Origin of the sequence: Streptomyces sp. NPDC093984, assembly GCF_044764595.1 — a bacterium.
Lineage (GTDB): Bacteria > Actinomycetota > Actinomycetes > Streptomycetales > Streptomycetaceae > Streptomyces > Streptomyces cynarae.
Genome location: NZ_JBIWIM010000013.1, coordinates 66996 through 87206, shown reverse-complemented (window position 1 = coordinate 87206; position 20211 = coordinate 66996). Strand labels below are relative to the sequence as shown.

The following is a 20211-nucleotide window of genomic DNA, read 5'->3' as shown; positions in this document are numbered from 1 at the left end:
CACCGGCGGCCTCAGAGCGGCCGGCCCCCGCCTCGTCCCCCGCCCGGTGACCGGTGAGCTACCGGGTGAACCGGACGGGCAGGCTTCGCGGACCGCGGATCATCATCCCCGGGCGCCAGGTGATCGCTGCCGGGTGGATGTCCAGGGCCAGGTCGGCACAGCGTTCCAGCAGCGTCCTGATGGCGATGCGCGCCTCCAGGCGGGCCAGCGGCGCCCCCAGGCAGTAGTGGATGCCATGGCCGAACGCCACATGGCCGCGGGCGTCACGGGAGATGTCGAAGCGGTCGGGTGAGGGGAAGCGCGCGGGGTCGCGGTTGGCGTCGGCCATGGCGACGAGGACGAGTTCGCCGCCGCCGGGGATGGCTGTGTCGCCGATCGTCACCGGCTCGATGGTGAAGCGGTACGTGGGGGTCTCCACCGGGCCGTCGTAGCGCAGCATCTCCTCGACCGCGGTGTCGATGAGGGAGAGGTCGGCGCGCAGGGCCGCCAGCTGCTCGGGATGGGTGAGGAGGGCGAGGACGCCGTTGGAGACGAGGTTCACGGTCGTCTCGTGGCCCGCGACGAGCAGGAGCCAGGCCATGCCGAGAAGCTCCTCGCGGGACAGGCTGTCGCCGTCCTCGTCCGAGCCGTGGATCAGCGCGCTCATGAGGTCGTCGCCGGGCCGGTGCCGCTTGCCCTCCACCAACTCGGCCAAGTAGCGCGCCATCGAGGCCGCCGCGGCTGTTCGCTCTTCGGGGTCGGTCGCGCCGAGCGCGTCGTTCGACCACTTCCTGAAGGAGTCGCGGTCCAGGTCCGGAACGCCGAGGAGTTCGCAGATCACGGAGATGGGCAGCGGGAAGGACAGTGCCTCGACGAGGTCGGCGCGTCCGTCGGGGGCGGCGAGCATCCGGTCCAGGAGCGCGTCGGTGGTCTTCTGGATGCGCGGCGCGAGTTCCTCCACCCGGCGGGCGGTGAACTGGCGGGCGACCAGTTTGCGCAGCCGGGTGTGGTCCGGCGGATCGGCCCTGAGCATGTGGGGGCCGGACGAGACGGCCCCCAGCGGCAGAGAGGGGGACGCTTTGCTCCAGTCCTTGGAGAGCCGGGAGTCCGCCAGCGCCGCGCGCCCGGCCTCGTATCCGACGACGAGCCAGGCCTCCGCGCCTCCTTCCGGCATCCGGATGCGGTGCACCGGGCCCTGGGCTCGTAAGCGGGCGTAGACGGAGTAGGGGTCGCGGGTGAAGGACTCGCCGAGCGCGGCGAGGTCAACGATGCTCATCGAGGTACCACCTCACTGGCAGGGACGGATGTCCGGCCGGGCAACGCCACAGGAAGGCACCCCCGGGGGGGCGGCCTGGCGGGTCGGAAGCCACCGGCGTCCGACGGCGCGCGGAACGGCGAGTGCGAGGAGTCGCCGGCCGGACGCCCGGACCCGGACCCCGGTCCGCGCTGGGCATCGCCTCATCATGCTTCCGGTCATCGTCCGCTCCCCCTCGGATCAACACCCGACCGCCCGCCGACTGTAACCGGTTCCGTCGCCGGACGGACCCGCTTTCGGCGAAGGCCGCAGGGCGGAATCGAGCCGGAACAGCTCGTCCTCGGTCAGGACGCGCTGCCCGGCCGCGCCGCTGCCGCCAGGCCCGGCTGCAGGCGGCGCGCGGCGTCGAGGTGGTCGGCGGTCCAGATGATGCGGACGGCCGTGTCCGTGGCCCGCCCGTGCTCGTCGCTGAGGTCGCGGCGAAGGGAATCGACCAACTGCGCTTCGGCCGCGGGGTTGCGCGGCAGCGGATCGCGGACGGAGCCGTCCCGCCCCAGACCGGCGGCCAGGTCCCGGTACCAGCCGGAGACCCGTCCGGCGGCGGTCAGGAGAACGAGGCGGGCCTGCGCCCGATCGGCTTCGTCGTACGGTTGTGCGGCACGCTGCCACAGCCCAAGGACGGCGTCCGCGGCGAGGCGCAGTCCGACGATGCCGGTGACCAGGGTGGTCATGTCCGCGAGCGGTACCGGCTTCTGCCCGCGTTCGGCGAGGTAGGTGCGGAAGGCGTCGTCGAGCCGTCGCGCCGCGGCGGCGGCCTCGCGGCTCTCCTGCAGCGCGACCTCCGCCGACGGGGTACCGCCGCCGCAGCGGCCGACGCCGTACTCCACAGCGCCCGCCAGATAGCGGGCGCTGTCCGTGTACGCCTCGGCGAGGGCCCGCTCCACGGCCGCCGCGGCGCCGCGTGGCCAGAAGAACAGGCCGACCAGCACGCTCACGGCGCATCCGATCGCGATGTCCTGGATCCGCAGCAGCACGATGTGCCAGTCGGGGTTCTGGCCGATGTTGAACAGGACGACGAGGGTGATGGTGAAGGACGCCTGACCGGCGGCGAACGAGATGACCGTGGGGGCGATGCCGGCGAGGAGGACGGCGAAGGGCAGCAAGAACCAGAGCACCGTGCCGTGGTGTCCGATGAGCTGGAGCAGTCCGGCCCCGACGATCGATCCCGCGATGGTGCCGCCGACGGCGCGGAGCGCGTTCTGTCCGGTGTTGAGGGCGTTGGAACGCAGTACCGACAGGGTGCCCAGCAGCACCCAGAAGGAGTGCTGGACGCTGATCAGGTTCGCCAGGGCGACCGCGATGCCCAGGCCGATCGCGCCCCGCAGGCTGTTGTGCAGCCAGACGGACTGCGGCTGAAGGTGCGCGGCGGCCCGCTCGCGGGCCGCGACCAGCGGTCTGGCCACGGCACCGGGCTCGCGGCCGAGCAGACGCTCGGGCCAGCTGCGGCGCTCGGCGGCCGAGGCGAGGTCGACGTTGTCGGCGATCTGGAGCGTCGCGAAGCCCAGCTCCTGCGCGCGGAAGGACAGGTCCAGGGCCCCGATGACGGGGTGCACCTGTGCGGGCGTACCGGCTCCCGGGTGGTGGACGGGCAGTCGTGTGGTGGCGTTGCGCTCCATCCGGGCCATGGCCGCACGCAGGTGGCCGGACGCGGCGCGCAGCCCGTCCGGAGCGTTGCGCGGGGCGTCGAGCAGGTCGGCCGCCTCGTCCAGAACCGCGGCGGCGGCACGACGTACTACATGGGCGTCGACGTCGCAGGCCGGGCGGTCGTCGAGCGGGGGTGCGCTGTCGGCCAGGATGTTGCTGAGCCAGGTCAGTTCGTCGACCAGGCGAACGATGGCACGGGAGCCGGCGGACAGTCCTGTGGGCCGGTAGGGGGTGGCGTCGAAGACACCGCGCAGGTCGGCCGCCGCGGTCGCGGCCTCGTCGGCGACGGCCCGGCACTTCGTGCCGCTGGGTGCGCCGAGGCCGCCGGCCAGCAGAGAGGCGTCGGTGCGCAGTTGCGCCGCCGCCGCGCGGCACACGCGGGCCGCGGGCGCGCTGAGCGGATCAGTGGTGGGACGAGGCCACAGAAGACAGACCGCGATCATGGCGGCGGCCGCTGCCAGACCCGCTCCGGCGAGCCGGGCGGGCAGCTGCGACAGCGGCACCGGCGAGGTCACGGGGAGGACGAAGGCCAGCAACAGGGCGGTCGACGTGCCGGCGAGAACGGAACTGACCACCCCGGCGAACAGCACCAGGAAACCGATCACCACCATGGTGGTCACCGCGAGCCAGATCTGGTGCGCCACGAGCGTGCCCAGGCAGACGAGCACCGCCCAGGCCACCGCAAGACCCAGGTGTGCCCGTAGTCGCTGCACCATCGGGCCGGTGAAATCCACGAGCAGCAGCATGGAGAACGAACCGAACGCGGCGAAGGCAGACATCGTCGGCGACCCGATCACCTGGCCGCACAGAGCGAACAGCGCGGGCATGACGATCGCGGTGCGCCCGGCGCGGCGGGTCGCGGCCAGGTCGGGATCGCGGGCACGCAGCCACGCTGCGGCCGGAGGGAGCCGGCTTCGGCCAGGTGTACGCACGTCCCCGCGCACCTCCACTCGACGGAGTGTCCGCCCGCCTTCAGGGTGACGGGTCCGCCCGGGCAAAGCCATACGAACGGGGGCCCCGGGCCTGATCGGCCCGGATGGGGCATCCGGGATCACCAGAGCTCGCACTCGAAACGGAGCGCCCGGGCGGCGCGCCCGGCACCGCGCTCACCGTGCGCTCGCCGACCGCCGAGGCCCTAACTCCTGGTGACGGGAAAGAGCATGCAGCTGCTGGTGGCGTGGGCGAGCAGGCGGTCCTCGGAGTCGAACAGCTCCGCCTGGGCGAGGGCCGTACGGCGACCGTGGTTGAGGACGGAACCGATGGCGCGCACCTTGCCGGTGTCGACGGTCATCGGGCGCAGGAATTTCAGACTCAGGTCGAGCGAGGTGTATCCCATACCCGTCGGGAGGACGGACTGCACGGCACATCCGGCGGCCGAGTCCAGCAGGGTGGCGTAGACGCCGCCGTGGACGCTGCCTATGGGGTTGTAGTGCTCCTCCCCCGGCTCCAGGGCGAAGACGGCACGGCCGAACTCGACCTCCTCCAGGGTGAAGCCGAGGGTCGCGGCGATGGGCGGGGCAGGCAGACGCCCGCTTAGCACGCTGCGGAGGAAGTCGAGCCCGCTCTCCTGCCCGACGGCGGCCGCGGAGACGCTGGGGTCCTTCCACTCGAACGTGCGTGACCTCGTCATGGGCGCTTCCTTCCCCGCGCTGGCTTCTGAATGCGAAGCTAGCCAGCACGACCCCTGGCTGTCAATAACGAAGTCAGCCTACGATGGCCGTATGACCTGGCTGGAGACCAGCACCGAGAACTGCACGGTGCAGCGCACCCTGGACCTGATCGGCGAGAAGTGGTCGCTGCTGGTGTTGCGCGACGCCATGAACGGCGTGCACCGCTTCGACGACTTCCGCCGCCACGTGGGACTGTCCGACGCGGTGCTGTCGGACCGGCTGCGCAAACTGGTCGCGGCCGGGATCCTGGACACCGTCCCGTACCGCGAGCCGGGCCACCGCACCCGCCATGAATACCGGCTTACACGCAAGGGCTGGGATCTGTGGCCCGTGATGATCGCACTCAAGCAGTGGGGCGACCGCTACACGGCGGACCCGGAGGGACCGCCCCTGGAGGTCCACCACCGCGACTGCGGCGAATCCCTGGAAGCCGTCGTCGTCTGCGCGGGCGATCACGGGCCTCTCAGCCCGCGACAGGCTTGCACACGGCGCGGCGCCTCAGCGCGCGCACTGACCTGACCGGTCCCGGGTCGGGCGTGGCCCTCGATCGGCACGCGTGACCCGCACACATGACCGGCCGGACGGAACCTGCAAGTGCTCGGCGTCCTGGACGAGTTCGACGACGGCCCTGACTCCGTGACCGAGCTGCCTGAAGGCCCATCGTGTCGGCCGCTTCTGCGGGTGTGGTAGGAGCGTGAGAGCGTCACGAGCATGACGGCAGGGCCCGAGCTCGCCGCCCGGGCCCTGCCGCTGTGACCGGCGAGGGGAGTTCGCCTCGGATCAGCTCCTGAGCTCCTTGCGCTCACCGCCGCCGCTGACGGCGATCTTCCGGGGCTTCGCCTGGTCGGCGACCGGGATCCGCAGCTTCAGGACACCCGCCTCGTACGAGGCGTCGATCCGCTCGGTGTCCAGGGTCTCGCCGAGGAACAGCTGCCGACTGAACGTCCCCGCAGGCCGCTCGGTGATCACCGTTTCGCTGTCCTCGCCGTACGCCGGCTTGCGCTCGGCCTTCACGGTCAGGACGTTGCGCTCGACGTCGAGGTCGATCGACTCGGGCGTCACGCCCGGCAGATCCAGTTCCACACAGAACGTGTCGCCCTCGCGCCAGGCGTCCATCGGCATACCGGCGGGGCGGGCGGCCGTGCCCAAGACCCGTTCGGCGAGCCGGTCAAACTCGCGGAAGGGATCCGTCCGCATCAGCATCTGCATCCCTCCTTCGTGCGTGTTCCTGCTGTTCCGCTTCTCCTTCTCCACTTCCGATATACCGCACCCACCGAGAAGTTGACACCTGTCGGCTCAACTTTTTCGTCGGCGGAACCGTCGGCCGGTCAGTCCACCGGGTGGCCGGGACTGATGTCGAGGGCGTCGCCGAGCCGCAGCAAGGGGCCGTCGGCCCGCCGGCCGGACTGCACTGGTTCGAGGACGAAACCGACGTGATCGCCCCCGTCGACGCTTCGCTCGACGGTGCCGACGAACCAGGCCGACGCGTCCTGCAGAACGACCGCCCCGCCGTATCCCCGCGTCCAGCGCACCTGCGAGAACTTGTCGACCTCGTCGCCCGTCTCCCCGCCGAACAGAGCCGCCAGCTTGTGCTGGTCGCCGGTGAGCAGATGGACGGCGAGGCATTGCGCGTCGCGGGCCACCCCGTAGGTGTGGTTGACCTTGGACAGCCACACCACGAACCGCACCGGCCGGATGGAGCACTGCGAGGAGAATCCGACCAGACACCCCGACCGCTCCTCGCCCACCGCGGCCGTGACGACGCACATCTCGGGGTTCAGCCGGCTCATGAACGCGTCGACGTCCGCCATGTCCCATCACTCCCGTCACTGCACCCGACCGACCCCGCCGCCGGCCGCACGCCGCCCGGCACCAGGTCACCGCACGGGTGCCCCTCTTCTCCCTCGGCTCACAGGCTTGTCTCGATCGCGGTCCCCTGCCTGGGCCCGCCTCACCGGCTGTCGATGAGCGAGTCGTCCACCACCCCGGCGGGCCCAGGCTGTGTCACGTCCTAGCGGCGGTGGGCGTGGTGGCCGTGATGCCGCTGCTCGCCGTACCAGCCGTGGTGCCGGCTCCGGTCGCGAAGCCAGTCACCCAGACGACGGTCGTGGTGACGGTCGCCGTACCAGCCGTGGTGACGGTCGCCGTACCAGCCGTGGTGACGGTCGCCGTACCAGCCGTGGTGACGGCCCCGGTCCCGGTCCCAGCCGTGGAAGCGATCACGGTCGTGGTCGTGGCCGTGCCTGTAACCGCGGTCGTGGTCGTGGCCGCGGACGGTGTCGACGCGGTCGCTGTGGGCGTAGCTACTCCCCTGCTCACGGATGTGGCTGCCTCCGTCGGCGAGGGCGGGCAGGGCGGTCGCCCCCACGAGGGCGCCCGATGCCACACACGCGGCGATGAGCCGAAGAGCGGTACGAGAAACAGACATGGAGCTGTCCCTTCTGGCGTTCTCGCACACCCGCCCCGATCGGCGCCGGTGTGCATCCGAGATCCCGGCTGGGTGCCGAGGCCGCCACTCTGGCGGCCTTCGCCGCCGGGAGATCAACCACACCATTCGCGTTACAAAACGCCGACATATCCGTAACGCTCCCTTGTACGTGCCATCGACTGGCACGGGAGCCCGGGCTACGGATGAGGTCCCCCTCCCGCCGCGCTCTGGCCAGCGGAGAAGCAACCGCCCGTGCGGGGCACTCCGGATCGCACTACCGCCCAGGCTCCCCCAATCAGCCCATTCCAGTGCGTAACGGACCGGGAGCCTGCGTTCAGGGGACCCGCGGCGCCCCTGGATCACCCGGTACCTGGAGCGGCGGCCGGGAATGCGGTGGGGAGTGCGCGGTGATCCGGTCGACGCGGAGGGTCCGCCAGTGCCCGGCCGGGCGGCGCCCCAGATCGTGCATCGGCCCGGCCCGCGTGGTGCGGGCCGGGCCGATCGTGTTCTGTGTGGCAGCTGTCAGCCCTGGCGGGCCTTGAAGCGCGGGTCCTTCTTGTTGATGACGAAGGTCACGCCGCGCCGGCGGACCACCTGGGCGCCCGGCTTGGACTTCAGCGAGCGCAGGGACTTGCGCACCTTCATGACGGGTCTCTCCTTCTGCTCCGAACCGGAACCGGAACCGGGACCGGGGCCGCGGTCAGTGGCGGGCCGCCGCCGCGCGGCCGTAGCGGCGCTCGAAACGCTCGACGCGGCCCGCGGTGTCCACGACGCGCGAGGTGCCGGTGTAGAACGGGTGACTGGCCGACGAGATCTCCACGTCGATCAGCGGGTAGACGCGGCCGTCCTCCCATTCGGTCGTCCGGGCGGAGCGCGCGGTCGAGCGGATGAGGAACGAGGCGTTCGCGGCGCGGTCGCGGAAGACGACCGGGCGGGAGTCGGGGTGGATGTCGGGCCTCATGGGGTGTACCTCCTCGTGGTCCACCGCCCAGGGGGCGGAGGCGTGGTTCAGCGTTCCTCGCGGAAGTCGACGTGCCGGCCGACCACCGGGTCGTACTTGCGCAGGACGAGCCGGTCGGGGTCGTTGAGACGGTTCTTGCGCGTCACGTAGGTGACACCGGTCCCGGCTGTCGACTTCAGCTTGACGACGGGACGCGCGTTGGTGCGTGCCATGAGGTCCTCCTTCCGCTCACACCCCGGACGTTTGGCCCGAGCATGTCAGCTGCCTCCTGCAACAAGCAGACCCGCTCACGCATTCCCGCCGCCGCCCACAGCCGCGCACTCATGTCCGCGCCGGAGCTGCCCACGTAGTGGCACTCCCCTGACCTGGGGAAACACCGGTTCCGAGGCCGGGCCGACGGCCCCGCCCATCTCCGGACGAACCCCAGCGTTGAAGGAACCTCTCATTCCGCCAGGTACCGTACCCAGCGACAGGCAGTGACGGCACGGCAGTTGTGGGGGGCGGGCGCGGTGACGCGGCGCAGCGGGCGGGGCAGGTTCCACGGGACACTGGCGGGGGCGGTCGCGGCGGCCCTCACCGTCGGCGGCTGCGGCGCGGGCGATGCAAGGGGGCTCGGAGCGGCCCCCACTTCGTCGCGGCCCGCCCCCACCGGCGGCAGCGCAAGCAGCGCGCCGCGCGCCGCCGCCGACGCCTGGCACAAGTGGGGCCTGACACCGCTGCCCGCGACCCCCAGGCCTCCGGTCGACAAGCCCGTGAAGCTCTCCGCCACCGGAACAGTCCCGGTCCTCACCCACATACCGACCTCGCAGAAGGTCGTCTTCATCACCGTCGACGACGGGCAGGAGAAGGACCCCAGGTTCATACAGATGATGCGGGACCTGAAGGTCCCGCTCACGATGTTCCTGACGAACGACGCCATAAAGTCGGACTACGCGTACTTCAAACCGCTCCAGGCGATGGGTGACCACATACAGAACCACACCCTGCACCACCCGGTGATGAGCACTCTCCCGCCGGCCCGGCAGAAGGAAGAGGTCTGCGGCAACCAGAAGGTCCTCACCCAGCAGTACGGCACCGCGCCCCTGCTGTTCCGCCCGCCCTACGGCGTGTACAACGTCAACACCCGGATCGCGGTGGGTGAGTGCGGGCCGCGGGCGATCGTCTGGTGGCGGGAGTCCATGCAGATCAAGAACATGCAGTACCAGGAGCCGGACAAGAAGCTGCGCCCCGGGGACATCATTCTCGCCCACTTCCGCGGTCCCAAGGAGCTCAAGGGTGCCGGCATGACGGAGATGTTCCGCAATCTCCTCAAGCGCATCCAGGAGCAGGGATTCGCCGTGGCGCGCCTGGAGGACTACATCCAGCCACCGGCCGGTCGCTGAACGACGCCGCGTCAGAAGACGGTCGGCGCTTCGTCCTTCACCGCACTCACCCGCGCTCGCTGTCCATGGCGGCAGCGGACGAGCCGATCACCCAGCCCCGCCTGCGCGATCGCGGCGAGAAAGTCCGCGAGCGGCGAGCGCATCACCGTGTAGTCGCCGTAGTGGACGGGCAGGAGCAGGCGGGGCTGGAGACGCCGGGCCAGTTCGGCTCCCTGCGCGCCGTCCATGGTCACCAGGAAGCCACCCGGCAGGAGGGTGCCGCCGAGGTGCAGCACGGCGAGATCGGCGGCCGGGAAGCGCTGGGCGATGGCGTCGAGCCCGTCGAACAGGAGCGTGTCCCCCGATACGTACAGCCGCAGCCGGACCGGGCCGCGCGGGGGACCGAACTCGAGCATGCTGCCCATCACGGGCGGCAGCAGTCGGCGCAGCACCGGGTGGCCTGCGTGCCGTCCGGGCAAGGCGGTGATGCGCACCTGGTCGTCACCGTGCCGGAGCGTACAGCTCTGCCAGGTCCGCAGTCCTCCCGCCCGGCGGAACCCGTGCACGGTCCTGAGACGGCGCGCGGCGTGGGGGGTGGTGACGACGGGCAGGGAACGGTCGAGGTGCCGTCGGGCCCTGCGATCCCAGTGGTCCCCGTGGAGGTGGGAGAGGACCACGGCATCGAGGCGCGGCAGTGCGGCGGCATCGAGGGCCGGTTCGGTGAGGCGGCGGCTCACCAGCCCGTACCCGAGGTAGGCATACTCACCGCGGTGCAGGAAATTGGGGTCCGTCAGGAGGGTCAGCTCCCGGTAGCGGAGCAGGACGGTCGCGTTGCCGATGAAATGGATCTCGACCGCATCATCAATGGCATTGGTCATGACCGCCCCGTCCGACGGAACCGGAGCGGTTCCGTCTCCGTATCGCTGCCGGTGGTCCTCCCCCGCCTCCCGACGCCGGTCCGTGCCGAGTACCCCTCTCCGGCGTCCGACAACGTGCGGCGCGCCGCCGGGCCTGCGGGACGGCTGCCCTGCGTGGTCGGCCCCGTGGTCGGTGGAATCCCCCTGCCGGCCATGGAGTGTGTCCAGCCGCGGGCGGACGTACGGCGGCCACCGAACAGCCGGGGCGGGGCCATGGCCGGTGGCTCTGGCGGCGCCACTCCGGCCGGCGGACCGACCTGGGGGGAGGCCGGGCGGTGATCAGGCTTACCGGACGCGACGTCCGCCGACGTCGACGACCGGCTCGTCCGGCAGGGCGATCCTGGCGGTGATGCGCTTGCCGACCGGTTCCTGTCGTGCCTCGAAGCCCTGCACGACGGCCATCACGATCTCCAAGCCGTGCTGGCCCACCCGGCCGGGGTCGGCCGCCCGGGCCACCGGCAGTACCGGATCGCTGTCCCAGACCTCCACCTCCACCGCCCCGTCGGCGATCCGCACCTCCAGCAGCACGGGACCGGGCGCGTACTTGCGGGCATTGGTGACCAGCTCGCTGACCACCAGTTGCGTCAGGTCCACCGTGCGGTCCGACACGGGCACCCCGTGGACGGCCTCCGCCCGGGTGAGGAACTCAGCCGCCAGATGGCGGGCCTCGGCGATGCAGGCGCCATCGCCCTCCAAGGCGGCCGTGATGTGCACGTACTCACGCTCTGGCGCTATCCGGTCCTCCCCGAGGACATCTGGTTCCATCCGAATCACCTTCGCTACCCCGTTCACACGGCCGCGTATACCCACTCCCGCGCCGTACAGACCTGCCGCACCCAAGTGGCGGCACCTCGAGAGCATCCCCCGTAGCATCTTGGGCAGCATCACCGGAGAAGCACTGGCTTGAAGATCACCGAGCGTTGTTGAGGGACGTGTGAGAGACACCGACGAACTGGCAGAACCGAACCGCCTGTCGATCACCAGCGCCCTCGTCGACGGAGTCACCGTGGTCACGGTGCAGGGCGAGATCGACCACAGCACCGTCGGCTCTCTCCGCCAGGCCCTGACGCCTCCCTCCGGCACCACCGCGCCGCGGATCGTCGCGGACTTCAGTGGCGTGACCTTCCTGGACTCCGGCGGCATCACCGCCCTCATCACCGCCCAGCAGGCCCACGGCGACGGCGGCTGGCTGCGCCTGGCCGGCGTTCGGCAACCCGTCCTGCGCGTCCTGCAGCTGGTCGGTCTCGACTCCCTCATCGACTTCCACCCCACCCTCCGCGCCGCCTTGGACGCGTGACAGGCACCCGCCCACCTGGCCGGTGCCGCGCCGAAGCGGCCATGGGCTCGGACCGGCGAGCCGACGGCAGGAGCTGACGTCACGAGCCGACGTCACGAGCCGACGTCACGCGCTGGCGTCACCAACAGGGAAAGCCAGGGGAACCGGGTGAGGTAGCGGGAGAGGCTGCGGTTCAGTGCCTCGGCCAAGGTGGGCAACGTGGCGTGTTGGTGGGCGGCCTCCTGGCACGCGCCGAGCAGCGCGGCCCTCCCCGGCCGCGGCCAGTCCCCTTTCTCTGACGTCGCCGGTGATCACGCGTGTACGGTCGCCGGTCCGGGCCGCATGGAGATCGCCACCGATGCAGGCCTGGAGAGCACCCCGGCTGCCCGGTGCGACGCGAACCGGGGACCCACCGAGGAGACGGCGATATCCCAGGTCGACGCTCTAGTGTGGCGGGAGGACGGCGTGATGCGGGCACTGCCGGAGCCGATGCTCGCCGCTGCCGTGTCCGAGCGGATCTGCGGCCGGCCGGCGGCGCGCCGAAGTCATCGACAGCGTGGAGGGCGGTATGGACTGGCGTACGTTCGCGCAGCAGATGGCCTCCATGGCGCGCGACCTGCTCGCTCAGGACTCGGTCGACGCCACCCTGGAGCGGATCACCGCCTCGGCCATCGAGCTGGTGGCGGGATGCGACGCGGCCGGCATCCTGCTCCTGCACGGCAAACGGGTGCAGTCGCTCGCCCCCACCGACGACCTGGTCCTCCACAGCGACCAGCTTCAGGAACGCCTCCAGGAGGGCCCCTGCTTCGACGCAGCGCGCATCCGCGAAGGGGAGAGGGTGTTCCGCATCGCCGACCTCACCCGGGAGCATGCCCGCTGGCCCGGCTACGCCCCGCAGGCGCGCGAGCTGGGGGTGGGCAGCATCATGGGCTTCCTGCTGTTCACCGAGGACGAGGACCTCGGCGCGCTGGATTTCTACTCCCGCCGGCCGGGCGCGTTCACCGAGGCCAGTGAGACCGCCGGATGGCTGCTCGCCTCCCACGCCGCGGTCGCCTTCTCCAGCGCCCGCACCCACGCACAACTGGAGCAGGCCGTCGCCACGCGCCACACGATCGGCGAAGCCATGGGCATCCTCATGGGCAGCCACCACCTCACCGAGGAGCAGGCGTTCGACGTGCTTCGCCGCTACTCGCAGGAGAAGAACATCAAAGTGCGTGAGGTCGCCCGGCAGATCTGCGAGAAGGGCGCTCTTGCCTGACCCGGACGCCTCGGCTGCCCACGCGCGGTGAGGAGATCGGTGGCCTCAGGGCCGAGTTCATCCGATTCCCATCCGTCTCCCATGCGGGCATCACAGCGAGACCTGAATCTCATGCACATGCGCGGCAAGTGGGGGTACCAGGGGGCAGACGGCCAGGGAAGCGAGGACGAGCGAGATGACGATGCAGGGGGCGGCACACGGCTGCAGGCAACGCACTGGACGCGCCCGGTATCGCAGACCGGCGATGCTTGCGGGATGTGTCGTCGCATGCCTTGTGGCGTGCACCAGCGGTGCCACGGCCGCCAGCAAGATCTTCGGCCTGAACGCCGCGGACGTCAAGAAGACCGCGACCTCACCGCGGCGTTCCAGCGGCGGGGGGCACCAGCCGCCGTCCCCCGCCGATCGGAAGGCGACCGCCTCGCCGACCCCCTCCGTCGCCTCCGCCACCTCCGCCGCCTCCGCCGCCTCCGCCCGGTCCTCTCCGCACACCACCGCGTCCCCCTCTCACCAGACGCCTCCCCTGGGCGTCTCACGGACGGTTCCGGGTCCCCAACTTCCCCGGCAAGTAGGGGCGTTGTTCGACGGCAGCGGTTTGAGCGGGTCGCATCACTGCACGGCGAGCGTGGTGAACAGCCCCGGCGAGGACCTGATCGTGACCGCCGCGCACTGCCTCGGCTCCACGTCGGACGTCTTCGTACCCGCCTACCACGACGGTGTTGCCCCCTACGGTGTGTGGCATCTGCAGCGCATCGTCGTCGACACCGCGTGGACCGACGACTCCAGCCCGGACGACGATGTGGCGTTCGCCGTGGTCGCGCCACTCGACGGGCGCACCATCCAGTCGGTGGTCGGCGGCTACACCCTCGGCATCGACGAGGGTACGGGCGGTCGTGTCACCCTCACCGGCTACCCGGCGACGTCGCAGGACCCGGTGACCTGCACCAACCACATCTCCTCGTTCAGCAGCACGCAGAACGAGATCTACTGCACCGGCATGACCGGCGGCACCAGCGGCAGCCCCTGGGTCACCGGCGACAGCCCGGGCACGGTCGTGGGGGTCATCGGCGGCTACGAGCAGGGCGGCGACACCGCCGACGTCTCCTACAGCGTCGCCTTCGGCCAGAGCGTCCAGAGTCTCTACCGGCAAGCGACGTCCAGCGGCGACTGAACGTATGAGGGGCGAAGCGTATGGGCGTTCAAATGTTGCCCTGCGGGAGGAATGAACGAGACGAGCGGGGGTAACCGCCCAGGCGCAGGTGGTGGGGCGGCGTGTTCCTGGGGAGGTCACACGCCGTCCCACCCCTTCGTCCAGAGGCCACTCGTCCTGCCCGTTGCCCGTCCGGGGGCCACTCGTGCTGTCCGTTGCCCGTCCGGGGTCCACCCGTGCTGTCCGCCCGGTCGAGTCCCGCTGGTGTCACGACCGGAACGCGTACCGCTCAGCACCTGGGGTTCGTACGGCTGCCGACGTCCGCCGACGCCTCAGTCCAGCTCGGCCAGCCGTCGCACGGCGGGAGCCACGAAGGTCTCCATCCACGGCGATGTGGTGCCCGTGCGGGGCGCGAGGATCACCGTGTCGATGCCGAGCTTGGTGTAGCCGGAGATGTCGCTGGTGAAGCCGTCCACGTCGCCGGCGGTGGCCGGCTCTCCCGAGTACGTCACCGTCTTGCGGACGCTGTCGTAGTCGCGGCCGGCGTCGTCGCAGTGGCGGCGCAGCACGTCGAGCTTGTGCGCGACCTCCTCCGGGGTCGTGGCGAACAGGTTGCAGGCGTCCGCGTAGCGGGCGACGAGCCGCAGCGTCTTCTTCTCGCCCCCGCCGCCGACCAGGATCTCCGGGCGCGGGGAGCTCACCGGCGGCGGCACGCACAGCGTCTCGGCCAGCTGGTAGTACCGGCCCTCGAACGGCCCGTTGTTCTCCGGATCCCACATCTGCAGGCAGATTCGCAGGGTTTCCTCGAGCCGCTCGAAGCGCTCCGCCAGCGGCGGGTACGGCACGCCCAGGCCATGATGCTCACGGTCGTACCAGGCAGCCCCGATCCCCAGCGTGGCCCGGCCGCCGGACAGCACGTCAAGGGTCGTCGCGATCTTGGCGAGGAGTCCGGGATGACGGTACGTCACTCCGGTGACCAGGGCGCCGAGCCGCACCGTGGAGGTCCGGGCGGCCAGGTATCCGAGCGTGGTGTAGGCCTCCAGCATGGCCGCCTCGGCCCCGCCGTTGAACTCCATCTGGAAGTAGTGGTCCATGACCGACAGCCAGCTGACGCCTGCCGCCTCCGCCGCAGCGCCTGCGGCGGCCAGCTCGTCGCGCAGCGCGCCGCCGCCCTCGGGGTGGTCGAACCGGTTGATGTGCACGCCCACGTGCATGTCCGTCTCCGTTCACAGTCACCCGCAACGTCCTCGACCCTGGCGACACTAGATCTTCGAGTGTTCTCCAAGTCAAGGCCCATCGGGCGTGTCGGAAGGCCGTGCGCGTGCGCCTTCGGTGACTCTGCGGCGCGACCGGCGGCGACGGCGGCGCGCGACCGGCGCCGTGCGCGTGCGCCTGCGCGTCAGGTGTGTGTCAGGGCTGCGCCGCGTGCGCCTGCGCGTCAGGGCTGCGCGGCGTCGGCCGCGTCGGCCGGGGCCTGTGTGCCTGTGGTGCCGAACCGGATGCCCTTGGCTTCCTTGCCGACCGCGCTCAGCAGGATGACCACGGCCAGGGTCGGCAGGATGGTCCATGCCATCGCCGCCGGATAGCCGTGGCGCCCGGCGAGGGCCTCCTGGATCGGCAGGTTGAGGGCGGCGATCAGGTTGCCGAGTTGGTAGGTGACGCCCGGGTAGAAGCCCCGGATGGAGTCCGGGCTCATCTCCGTCAGGTGCGCCGGGATGACGCCCCACGCTCCCTGCACGCACACCTGCATCAGGAAGGAGGACAGCATCAGCCAGCCGACGCTGGTGGACAGCACGAAGAACGGCACGACGAGCAGGCCGCCGGTCGCCGCGATCATGATCGTACGGCGGCGGCCCAGCCGCTCGGAGTAGGCGCCGAGCAGCACACCGCCGAGGATGGCGCCGATGTTGTAGACCACGGCGATGGCGATCGAGGTGTTCGCGGACAGGCCCAGACCCTTCTTGACGAAGGTCGGGTAGATGTCCTGGGTGCCGTGCGACATCCAGTTGAAGGCGGTCATCAGCGCCACCAGGTACAGGAAGCGCCGCAGCACCGCCGGGTTCTTGAACACCTGGTACGCGGGGGTGCGGTTGAGCCGGACGCTCTTCTCCCACACCTCGCTCTCCTCGACCCTGGTCCGCACCCACAGCGCGACCAGGGCGGGCAGCAGGCTGAAGGCGAACAGTCCCCGCCAGCCGAAGGCGGGCTCGATGACGAAGAACGCCACGGCGGCGAGCAGGTAGCCCAGGGAGTACCCGCTCTGCAGCAGGCCCGACCAGAAACCGCGCCGTGCCGCCGGGATCTTCTCCATGGCCAGCGCCGCGCCCAGACCCCACTCGCCGCCCATTCCGATGCCGTACAGCAGGCGCAGCACCAGCAGCACGGTGTAGTTCGGCGCGAAGGCGCAGGCGAAACCGACGACCGAGTAGAAGACGACATCGGTCATGAGCGGGATGCGGCGACCGCGACGGTCGGCCCACATACCGAACAGCGCGGCACCGACCGGGCGCATCACCAGGGTGACGGTGGTGAGGAAGGCCATGTCGGTGAGGGAGACGTCGAAATCCTTGGCTATCTCGCTGTAGACGAGAACCACCAGGAAGTAGTCGAAGGCATCCATCGCCCAGCCCAGATAGGCGGCGACGAAGGCATGGCGCTGGTCCTTGGTGAGCCCCGCTGCCTGGTCTCTGACGGTCTTCAGCATGACGACCCTCCCGCAGTCCGCAGGTGAGGCTAGGCACGAGCGGCAGAGCAGGACAACGGTAGGGCAGCAAAGCACCGGCCACGATTGCACAAAAGGTGGCACGGCCGCCGTCTGTCGTCGGGGGCGGGTGTGGCCGTCTTCGCGTCTGCTGCCGCACACCCGGCGCAATGCTCAAGAACTCCCTCACCAGGGGTGACGCGTCCCTGCCGTATCCGGCGAAGCTCGCGGAGGGCGGCGTGGAACGGGCGGAGATCGCGCACAGCGGGCAGTGGCCGATGTACGCGAACGCGGTGGCGATGTGGGACCGGATCGCCGCGTTCGTGCGGCGGGCCGAGGAGTTCTGATCTCCCGCGCGGCCGGTGCCCCGGAGTCAGCAGTCTCCAGGGCACCGGCATGGTGGCGCACTCACCAGGGAAGAGGTCCAGCCGTGTCGAAGTACCCTCCGGTGGGGCCGTCGGGCCCGACCTGTGCCATCCGGACGATGATCTCGGCGCCCTCCTCGACGGTCTGCGTGCCCGTGTTGCCGTTGAGGTCCGTCGCGGTGTAGCCGGGCTCCACCGCGTTGATCCGCATGGTCGGGTACGCCTTTGCGTACTGCACGGTGATCATGTTGACCGCGGCCTTCGACGTCGGATAGGCGACACCGGGGTAGGCGTACGCCGGCGTGCCCGGGGTGGTGACGCGGGTGAGCGAGCCCAGGCCGCTGCTGACGTTGACCACGACCGGCGCGCTGGACCGCTCCAGCAGTGGCAGGAACGCATGGGTGACGCGCACGAGCCCGAAGACGTTGGTCTCGAACAGGCGGCGCATCAGGTCGGCGGTGGTTCCCGCGGCGCCGGTGACCGTGTTGGCTTCGCCGCGCTCCTCGATGCCGGCGTTGTTGACCAGCACGTCCAGTCCGCCGTCGGCCTCGATGGCCTTGGCGGCGGCCGCGACGGACGCGTCGTCGGTGACGTCGATGAGGACCGTCCGCGCGCCCAGCCGCTCGGCGGCGCGGCGTCCGCGGTCGGCGTCACGGCTGCCGATGTAGACGGTGTGGCCGGCGGCGAGCAGCCGGCGGGCGGTCTCGTGTCCGAGCCCCTTGTTGGCCCCTGTGATCAGTGTTGTCGTCATGCCCCCAGGTTCCGGGCGGGCGGCGCGGTCAGCCAGGCGTCCCGTGTTCCTGGGACTACTGGTACCAGGCACGCCGGGCGGCGAGGGGGCACACTGGTCGGCATGGCGACGGCGGAATTCGGCAGGGCGGTGCGCCGCTGGCGCGACCGGGTCTCGCCCGAGGCGGCGGGGCTGCCCGCGGGTGGGCAGCGGCGTGCGGCGGGGTTGCGCCGTGAGGAGCTGGCCATGCTGGCCGGCATCTCCGTCGACTACGTCACGCGCCTCGAGCAGGGTCGCGCCTCCAACCCGTCGACGCAGGTCGTCGACGCCCTCGCCCGGGCGCTGCGGCTGTCGGGCGACGAGCGAGGCCACCTCTTCCGTCTCGCGGGACTGGTTCCGCCCGGCCCGGACACGGTCCCCACGTACCTGACCCCGAGCGTCCAGCGGATGGTGGACCGCTTCACCGGGACGCCCGTAGCCGTGTACGACGCGACCTGGACGCTGCTCATGGCCAATCCGCCGTACGCGGCCCTGATGGGCGACCCGTCCGGTTGGCGGGGCAACGAGCGCAACAGCGTGTGGCGGCACTTCGTCGGCCCGGGCAGCCGGGCCCGGCACACCCCGGAGTCGCTGCGTGCCTTCGAGGCGGCACTGGTGGCCGATCTGCGCGCGGCCGCCGCCCGCTATCCGGCCGACCAGCGGCTGCGACGGCTGATCGGGGATCTGCGGACGAACAGCGACCGGTTCGCCGAACTGTGGGACTCGGGAACCGTCGGCCGCCACGAGGCCGCACGTAAGATCATCGACCACCCGCACATCGGCGCCCTCACGCTGGACTGCGACGTGCTCACCGTGGCGGGCAGCGATCTGCGCATCATGGTCTACACGGCCGAGCCGGGCACCGAGGACGCCGAACGCCTGGCGCTGCTCACCGTGCTGGGCACGCAGACACTCGCCGGATAACGGTCCCTGGGCGGCGTCGCCCTCTCCCCCTGTGTCAGCCGAGCTGCGGGTAGAGGGCTGCGACGCCACCGGCGAGGCCCGCCTGCACCTGGCGGCTGAGGTCGTCGACGACGATCTCGTGAGCGCCGGTGGCGATGCCGTCCACGGCCGCACGCGCGACGTCCGCCGGGTCGTTCTTGGGCGCGGTCACATCGCGGGCCATGTCGGTGTCCATGTAGCCGACGTGCAGTCCCGCGACGGTGATGCCCTTCGGCGCGAGTTGCTGGCGCAGGGCGTTGGTCATGCTCCACTCAGCCGCCTTGGCCGCGGAGTAGGCGCCGACGGTGGGCAGGTTGATCCACGACAGCACGGACAGGATGTTGAGGATCGACCCGCCGCCTTGGGCCTCGATGACCGGGGCGAAGGCCCGGATCATGCGCAGGGTGCCCAGGTAGTGGGTCTCGCTCTCCAGGCGGACGGCGTCCCAGCTCCCGGTGAGCAGATCGGCACCGGTCGAGGTGCCGGCGTTGTTGACCAGCACGGTGACGTCGCGGGCCTGCTCGGCCGCCGCGGCGACGGAGGCGGGGTCGGTGATGTCGAGCCGGATCGCCTTCACGCCGGGCAGATCGACCTGGTCCGGCTGCCGGGCCGCGGCGTAGACGGTCGCACCGCGCGCGACCAGCTCCTGTGCGAGGGCCCTGCCGAGCCCGCGGTTGGCTCCGGTGACCAGAGCGGTTGCGCTGCCGATGTCCATGATTCCTCCCAAGGCGCGGACGCCCTCAGCTGACTAACGTTTTCAGAAGTTAGCTGCGACGCTATCCCCTGACTAAGCTGGATGCAAGTCAGGTGAGAGGTGAGACATGAGCGATCTACTGACGGAACGCGACGCCTGGTCGATGGCGAACTGCTCCATCGCCCGCGCCCTGGAGATCGTCGGCACCAAGACGGCGCTGCTGATCATGCGCGAGGCGTTCTTCGGCACACGCCGGTTCGACGACTTCGCACGGCGTGTGGGCATCGGCGAGCCCGCCACCTCGGCGCGCCTGAAGGAACTGACCGCCGCGGGGCTGCTGGAACGCGTCCCCTACCGGGAACCCGGCCAGCGGACCCGGTTCGCCTACCAACTCACCGACAAGGGCCGCGACTTCCTGCCCGTGCTGATGGCGCTGCGCCAGTGGGGCGACACCTGGGCGACGGGTGAACAGGGGCCCTCGGTGGTCGTACGCCACAAGGAGTGCGGCGCCGCCGTGCACGCGGTCCTCCAGTGCGAGGACGGGCACGAGGTCACGTTCGAGGACTCGGTCCTCGACGCCGGCCCCGGCCTGATCCGCACGCCCGAACAACGCGACGACCAGTACGCCGGGTGAGGGCGGGAGGCGGCACGCTCAGGACGCGTGCAGGGCGGGGTGCAGGATCCCGCCGGGCCACGACCGTCGGGTGCCGCCGCGCGCGACGGGCCTCGGCCTCGGCCACCTTCAGCAGCGCGGTCTTCCCCATGCCGGGATCACCGCGCAGGA

The 20211-nt window shown here is 70.9% G+C and carries 23 protein-coding genes; 8 read left to right on the top strand and 15 right to left on the bottom strand.

What is annotated here, in order from left to right:
• Nucleotides 1–58: 58 nt before the first annotated feature.
• From ACIRC0_RS33255 to ACIRC0_RS33245, 3 genes are all read right to left on the bottom strand, one after another.
• Nucleotides 59–1255 (bottom strand): cytochrome P450, encoded by a 1197-nt coding sequence (locus ACIRC0_RS33255; RefSeq protein WP_403623780.1) that lies wholly within the window; start codon nt 1253–1255, stop codon nt 59–61.
• Between the two features lie 323 nt (nt 1256–1578).
• Nucleotides 1579–3870, bottom strand: a complete 2292-nt coding sequence (locus tag ACIRC0_RS33250; RefSeq protein ID WP_403623777.1) for an FUSC family protein — start codon at nt 3868–3870, stop codon at nt 1579–1581.
• 203 nt (nt 3871–4073) lie between these two features.
• A complete protein-coding gene (locus ACIRC0_RS33245) occupies nt 4074–4568 on the bottom strand; it encodes a PaaI family thioesterase (RefSeq protein ID WP_403623775.1) in 495 nt (164 codons plus the stop codon).
• Between the two features lie 91 nt (nt 4569–4659).
• On the opposite strand from ACIRC0_RS33245, the gene ACIRC0_RS33240 reads away from it, so the two are divergent.
• Nucleotides 4660–5127 carry a winged helix-turn-helix transcriptional regulator gene (locus ACIRC0_RS33240; protein WP_403623772.1) on the top strand — a complete coding sequence of 156 codons (468 nt, stop codon included), beginning with the start codon at nt 4660–4662 and terminating at the stop codon, nt 5125–5127.
• Nucleotides 5128–5388: 261 nt separating this feature from the next.
• Here the strand turns inward: ACIRC0_RS33240 and ACIRC0_RS33235 are convergent, their stop codons facing one another.
• The 6 genes from ACIRC0_RS33235 to rpmG form a co-directional block, all read right to left on the bottom strand.
• Nucleotides 5389–5811, bottom strand: coding sequence for an Hsp20/alpha crystallin family protein (locus tag ACIRC0_RS33235; RefSeq protein ID WP_403623769.1), 423 nt, complete (start codon nt 5809–5811; stop codon nt 5389–5391).
• Between the two features lie 125 nt (nt 5812–5936).
• Nucleotides 5937–6419: a flavin reductase family protein gene (locus tag ACIRC0_RS33230; protein WP_403623766.1), complete on the bottom strand. Its 483-nt coding sequence runs from the start codon at nt 6417–6419 to the stop codon at nt 5937–5939.
• Between the two features lie 200 nt (nt 6420–6619).
• Nucleotides 6620–7036, bottom strand: coding sequence for a hypothetical protein (locus tag ACIRC0_RS33225; RefSeq protein ID WP_403623763.1), 417 nt, complete (start codon nt 7034–7036; stop codon nt 6620–6622).
• 522 nt (nt 7037–7558) lie between these two features.
• Nucleotides 7559–7681 carry a type B 50S ribosomal protein L36 gene (gene ykgO / locus ACIRC0_RS33220; protein ID WP_028801377.1) on the bottom strand — a complete coding sequence of 41 codons (123 nt, stop codon included), beginning with the start codon at nt 7679–7681 and terminating at the stop codon, nt 7559–7561.
• 55 nt (nt 7682–7736) lie between these two features.
• Nucleotides 7737–7997, bottom strand: coding sequence for a type B 50S ribosomal protein L31 (locus ACIRC0_RS33215; RefSeq protein WP_403623760.1), 261 nt, complete (start codon nt 7995–7997; stop codon nt 7737–7739).
• Between the two features lie 47 nt (nt 7998–8044).
• Complete coding sequence (gene rpmG, locus ACIRC0_RS33210) at nt 8045–8209, bottom strand: 50S ribosomal protein L33 (protein ID WP_366029637.1); 165 nt, start codon at nt 8207–8209, stop codon at nt 8045–8047.
• Between the two features lie 297 nt (nt 8210–8506).
• Here rpmG and ACIRC0_RS33205 point away from each other — a divergent pair, with 297 nt between their 5' ends.
• On the top strand, nt 8507–9379 hold the full coding sequence (locus tag ACIRC0_RS33205) for a polysaccharide deacetylase family protein (protein ID WP_403623957.1): 873 nt from the start codon (nt 8507–8509) through the stop codon (nt 9377–9379).
• 11 nt (nt 9380–9390) lie between these two features.
• On the opposite strand, the gene ACIRC0_RS33200 is transcribed toward ACIRC0_RS33205, so the two are convergent.
• Both ACIRC0_RS33200 and ACIRC0_RS33195 read right to left on the bottom strand, forming a co-directional pair.
• On the bottom strand, nt 9391–10236 hold the full coding sequence (locus tag ACIRC0_RS33200; RefSeq protein WP_403623757.1) for an MBL fold metallo-hydrolase: 846 nt from the start codon (nt 10234–10236) through the stop codon (nt 9391–9393).
• Between the two features lie 324 nt (nt 10237–10560).
• Complete coding sequence (locus ACIRC0_RS33195; protein WP_403623754.1) at nt 10561–11040, bottom strand: ATP-binding protein; 480 nt, start codon at nt 11038–11040, stop codon at nt 10561–10563.
• A gap of 169 nt (nt 11041–11209) precedes the next feature.
• Between ACIRC0_RS33195 and ACIRC0_RS33190 the strand changes: the two genes are divergently transcribed.
• The 3 genes from ACIRC0_RS33190 (at nt 11210) to ACIRC0_RS33180 (ending at nt 13977) form a co-directional block, all read left to right on the top strand.
• Nucleotides 11210–11572: an STAS domain-containing protein gene (locus tag ACIRC0_RS33190; protein WP_403623751.1), complete on the top strand. Its 363-nt coding sequence runs from the start codon at nt 11210–11212 to the stop codon at nt 11570–11572.
• 547 nt (nt 11573–12119) lie between these two features.
• Nucleotides 12120–12809, top strand: coding sequence for a GAF and ANTAR domain-containing protein (locus tag ACIRC0_RS33185; protein WP_403623748.1), 690 nt, complete (start codon nt 12120–12122; stop codon nt 12807–12809).
• Between the two features lie 274 nt (nt 12810–13083).
• Nucleotides 13084–13977: a trypsin-like serine peptidase gene (locus ACIRC0_RS33180; RefSeq protein WP_403623745.1), complete on the top strand. Its 894-nt coding sequence runs from the start codon at nt 13084–13086 to the stop codon at nt 13975–13977.
• Between the two features lie 311 nt (nt 13978–14288).
• Here the strand turns inward: ACIRC0_RS33180 and ACIRC0_RS33175 are convergent, their stop codons facing one another.
• Nucleotides 14289–15170: an LLM class F420-dependent oxidoreductase gene (locus tag ACIRC0_RS33175; RefSeq protein ID WP_403623742.1), complete on the bottom strand. Its 882-nt coding sequence runs from the start codon at nt 15168–15170 to the stop codon at nt 14289–14291.
• Between the two features lie 224 nt (nt 15171–15394).
• Nucleotides 15395–16660 (bottom strand): MFS transporter, encoded by a 1266-nt coding sequence (locus ACIRC0_RS33170; protein WP_403623739.1) that lies wholly within the window; start codon nt 16658–16660, stop codon nt 15395–15397.
• Nucleotides 16661–16827: 167 nt separating this feature from the next.
• Between ACIRC0_RS33170 and ACIRC0_RS33165 the strand changes: the two genes are divergently transcribed.
• On the top strand, nt 16828–17004 hold the full coding sequence (locus tag ACIRC0_RS33165; protein ID WP_403623736.1) for a hypothetical protein: 177 nt from the start codon (nt 16828–16830) through the stop codon (nt 17002–17004).
• A gap of 61 nt (nt 17005–17065) precedes the next feature.
• Here ACIRC0_RS33165 and ACIRC0_RS33160 read toward each other — a convergent pair whose 3' ends face one another.
• Complete coding sequence (locus ACIRC0_RS33160; RefSeq protein WP_403623733.1) at nt 17066–17773, bottom strand: SDR family NAD(P)-dependent oxidoreductase; 708 nt, start codon at nt 17771–17773, stop codon at nt 17066–17068.
• A 102-nt stretch (nt 17774–17875) separates the two neighbouring features.
• Between ACIRC0_RS33160 and ACIRC0_RS33155 the strand changes: the two genes are divergently transcribed.
• Nucleotides 17876–18715 carry a helix-turn-helix transcriptional regulator gene (locus ACIRC0_RS33155; protein ID WP_403623730.1) on the top strand — a complete coding sequence of 280 codons (840 nt, stop codon included), beginning with the start codon at nt 17876–17878 and terminating at the stop codon, nt 18713–18715.
• Between the two features lie 34 nt (nt 18716–18749).
• Here the strand turns inward: ACIRC0_RS33155 and ACIRC0_RS33150 are convergent, their stop codons facing one another.
• Nucleotides 18750–19448 (bottom strand): SDR family oxidoreductase, encoded by a 699-nt coding sequence (locus tag ACIRC0_RS33150; protein WP_403623727.1) that lies wholly within the window; start codon nt 19446–19448, stop codon nt 18750–18752.
• Between the two features lie 106 nt (nt 19449–19554).
• Between ACIRC0_RS33150 and ACIRC0_RS33145 the strand changes: the two genes are divergently transcribed.
• The gene (locus ACIRC0_RS33145; protein ID WP_403623725.1) at nt 19555–20061 is read left to right on the top strand and encodes a winged helix-turn-helix transcriptional regulator; all 507 of its coding nucleotides are present in this window, start codon (nt 19555–19557) and stop codon (nt 20059–20061) included.
• The last annotated feature ends 150 nt before the right edge of the window (nt 20062–20211 follow it).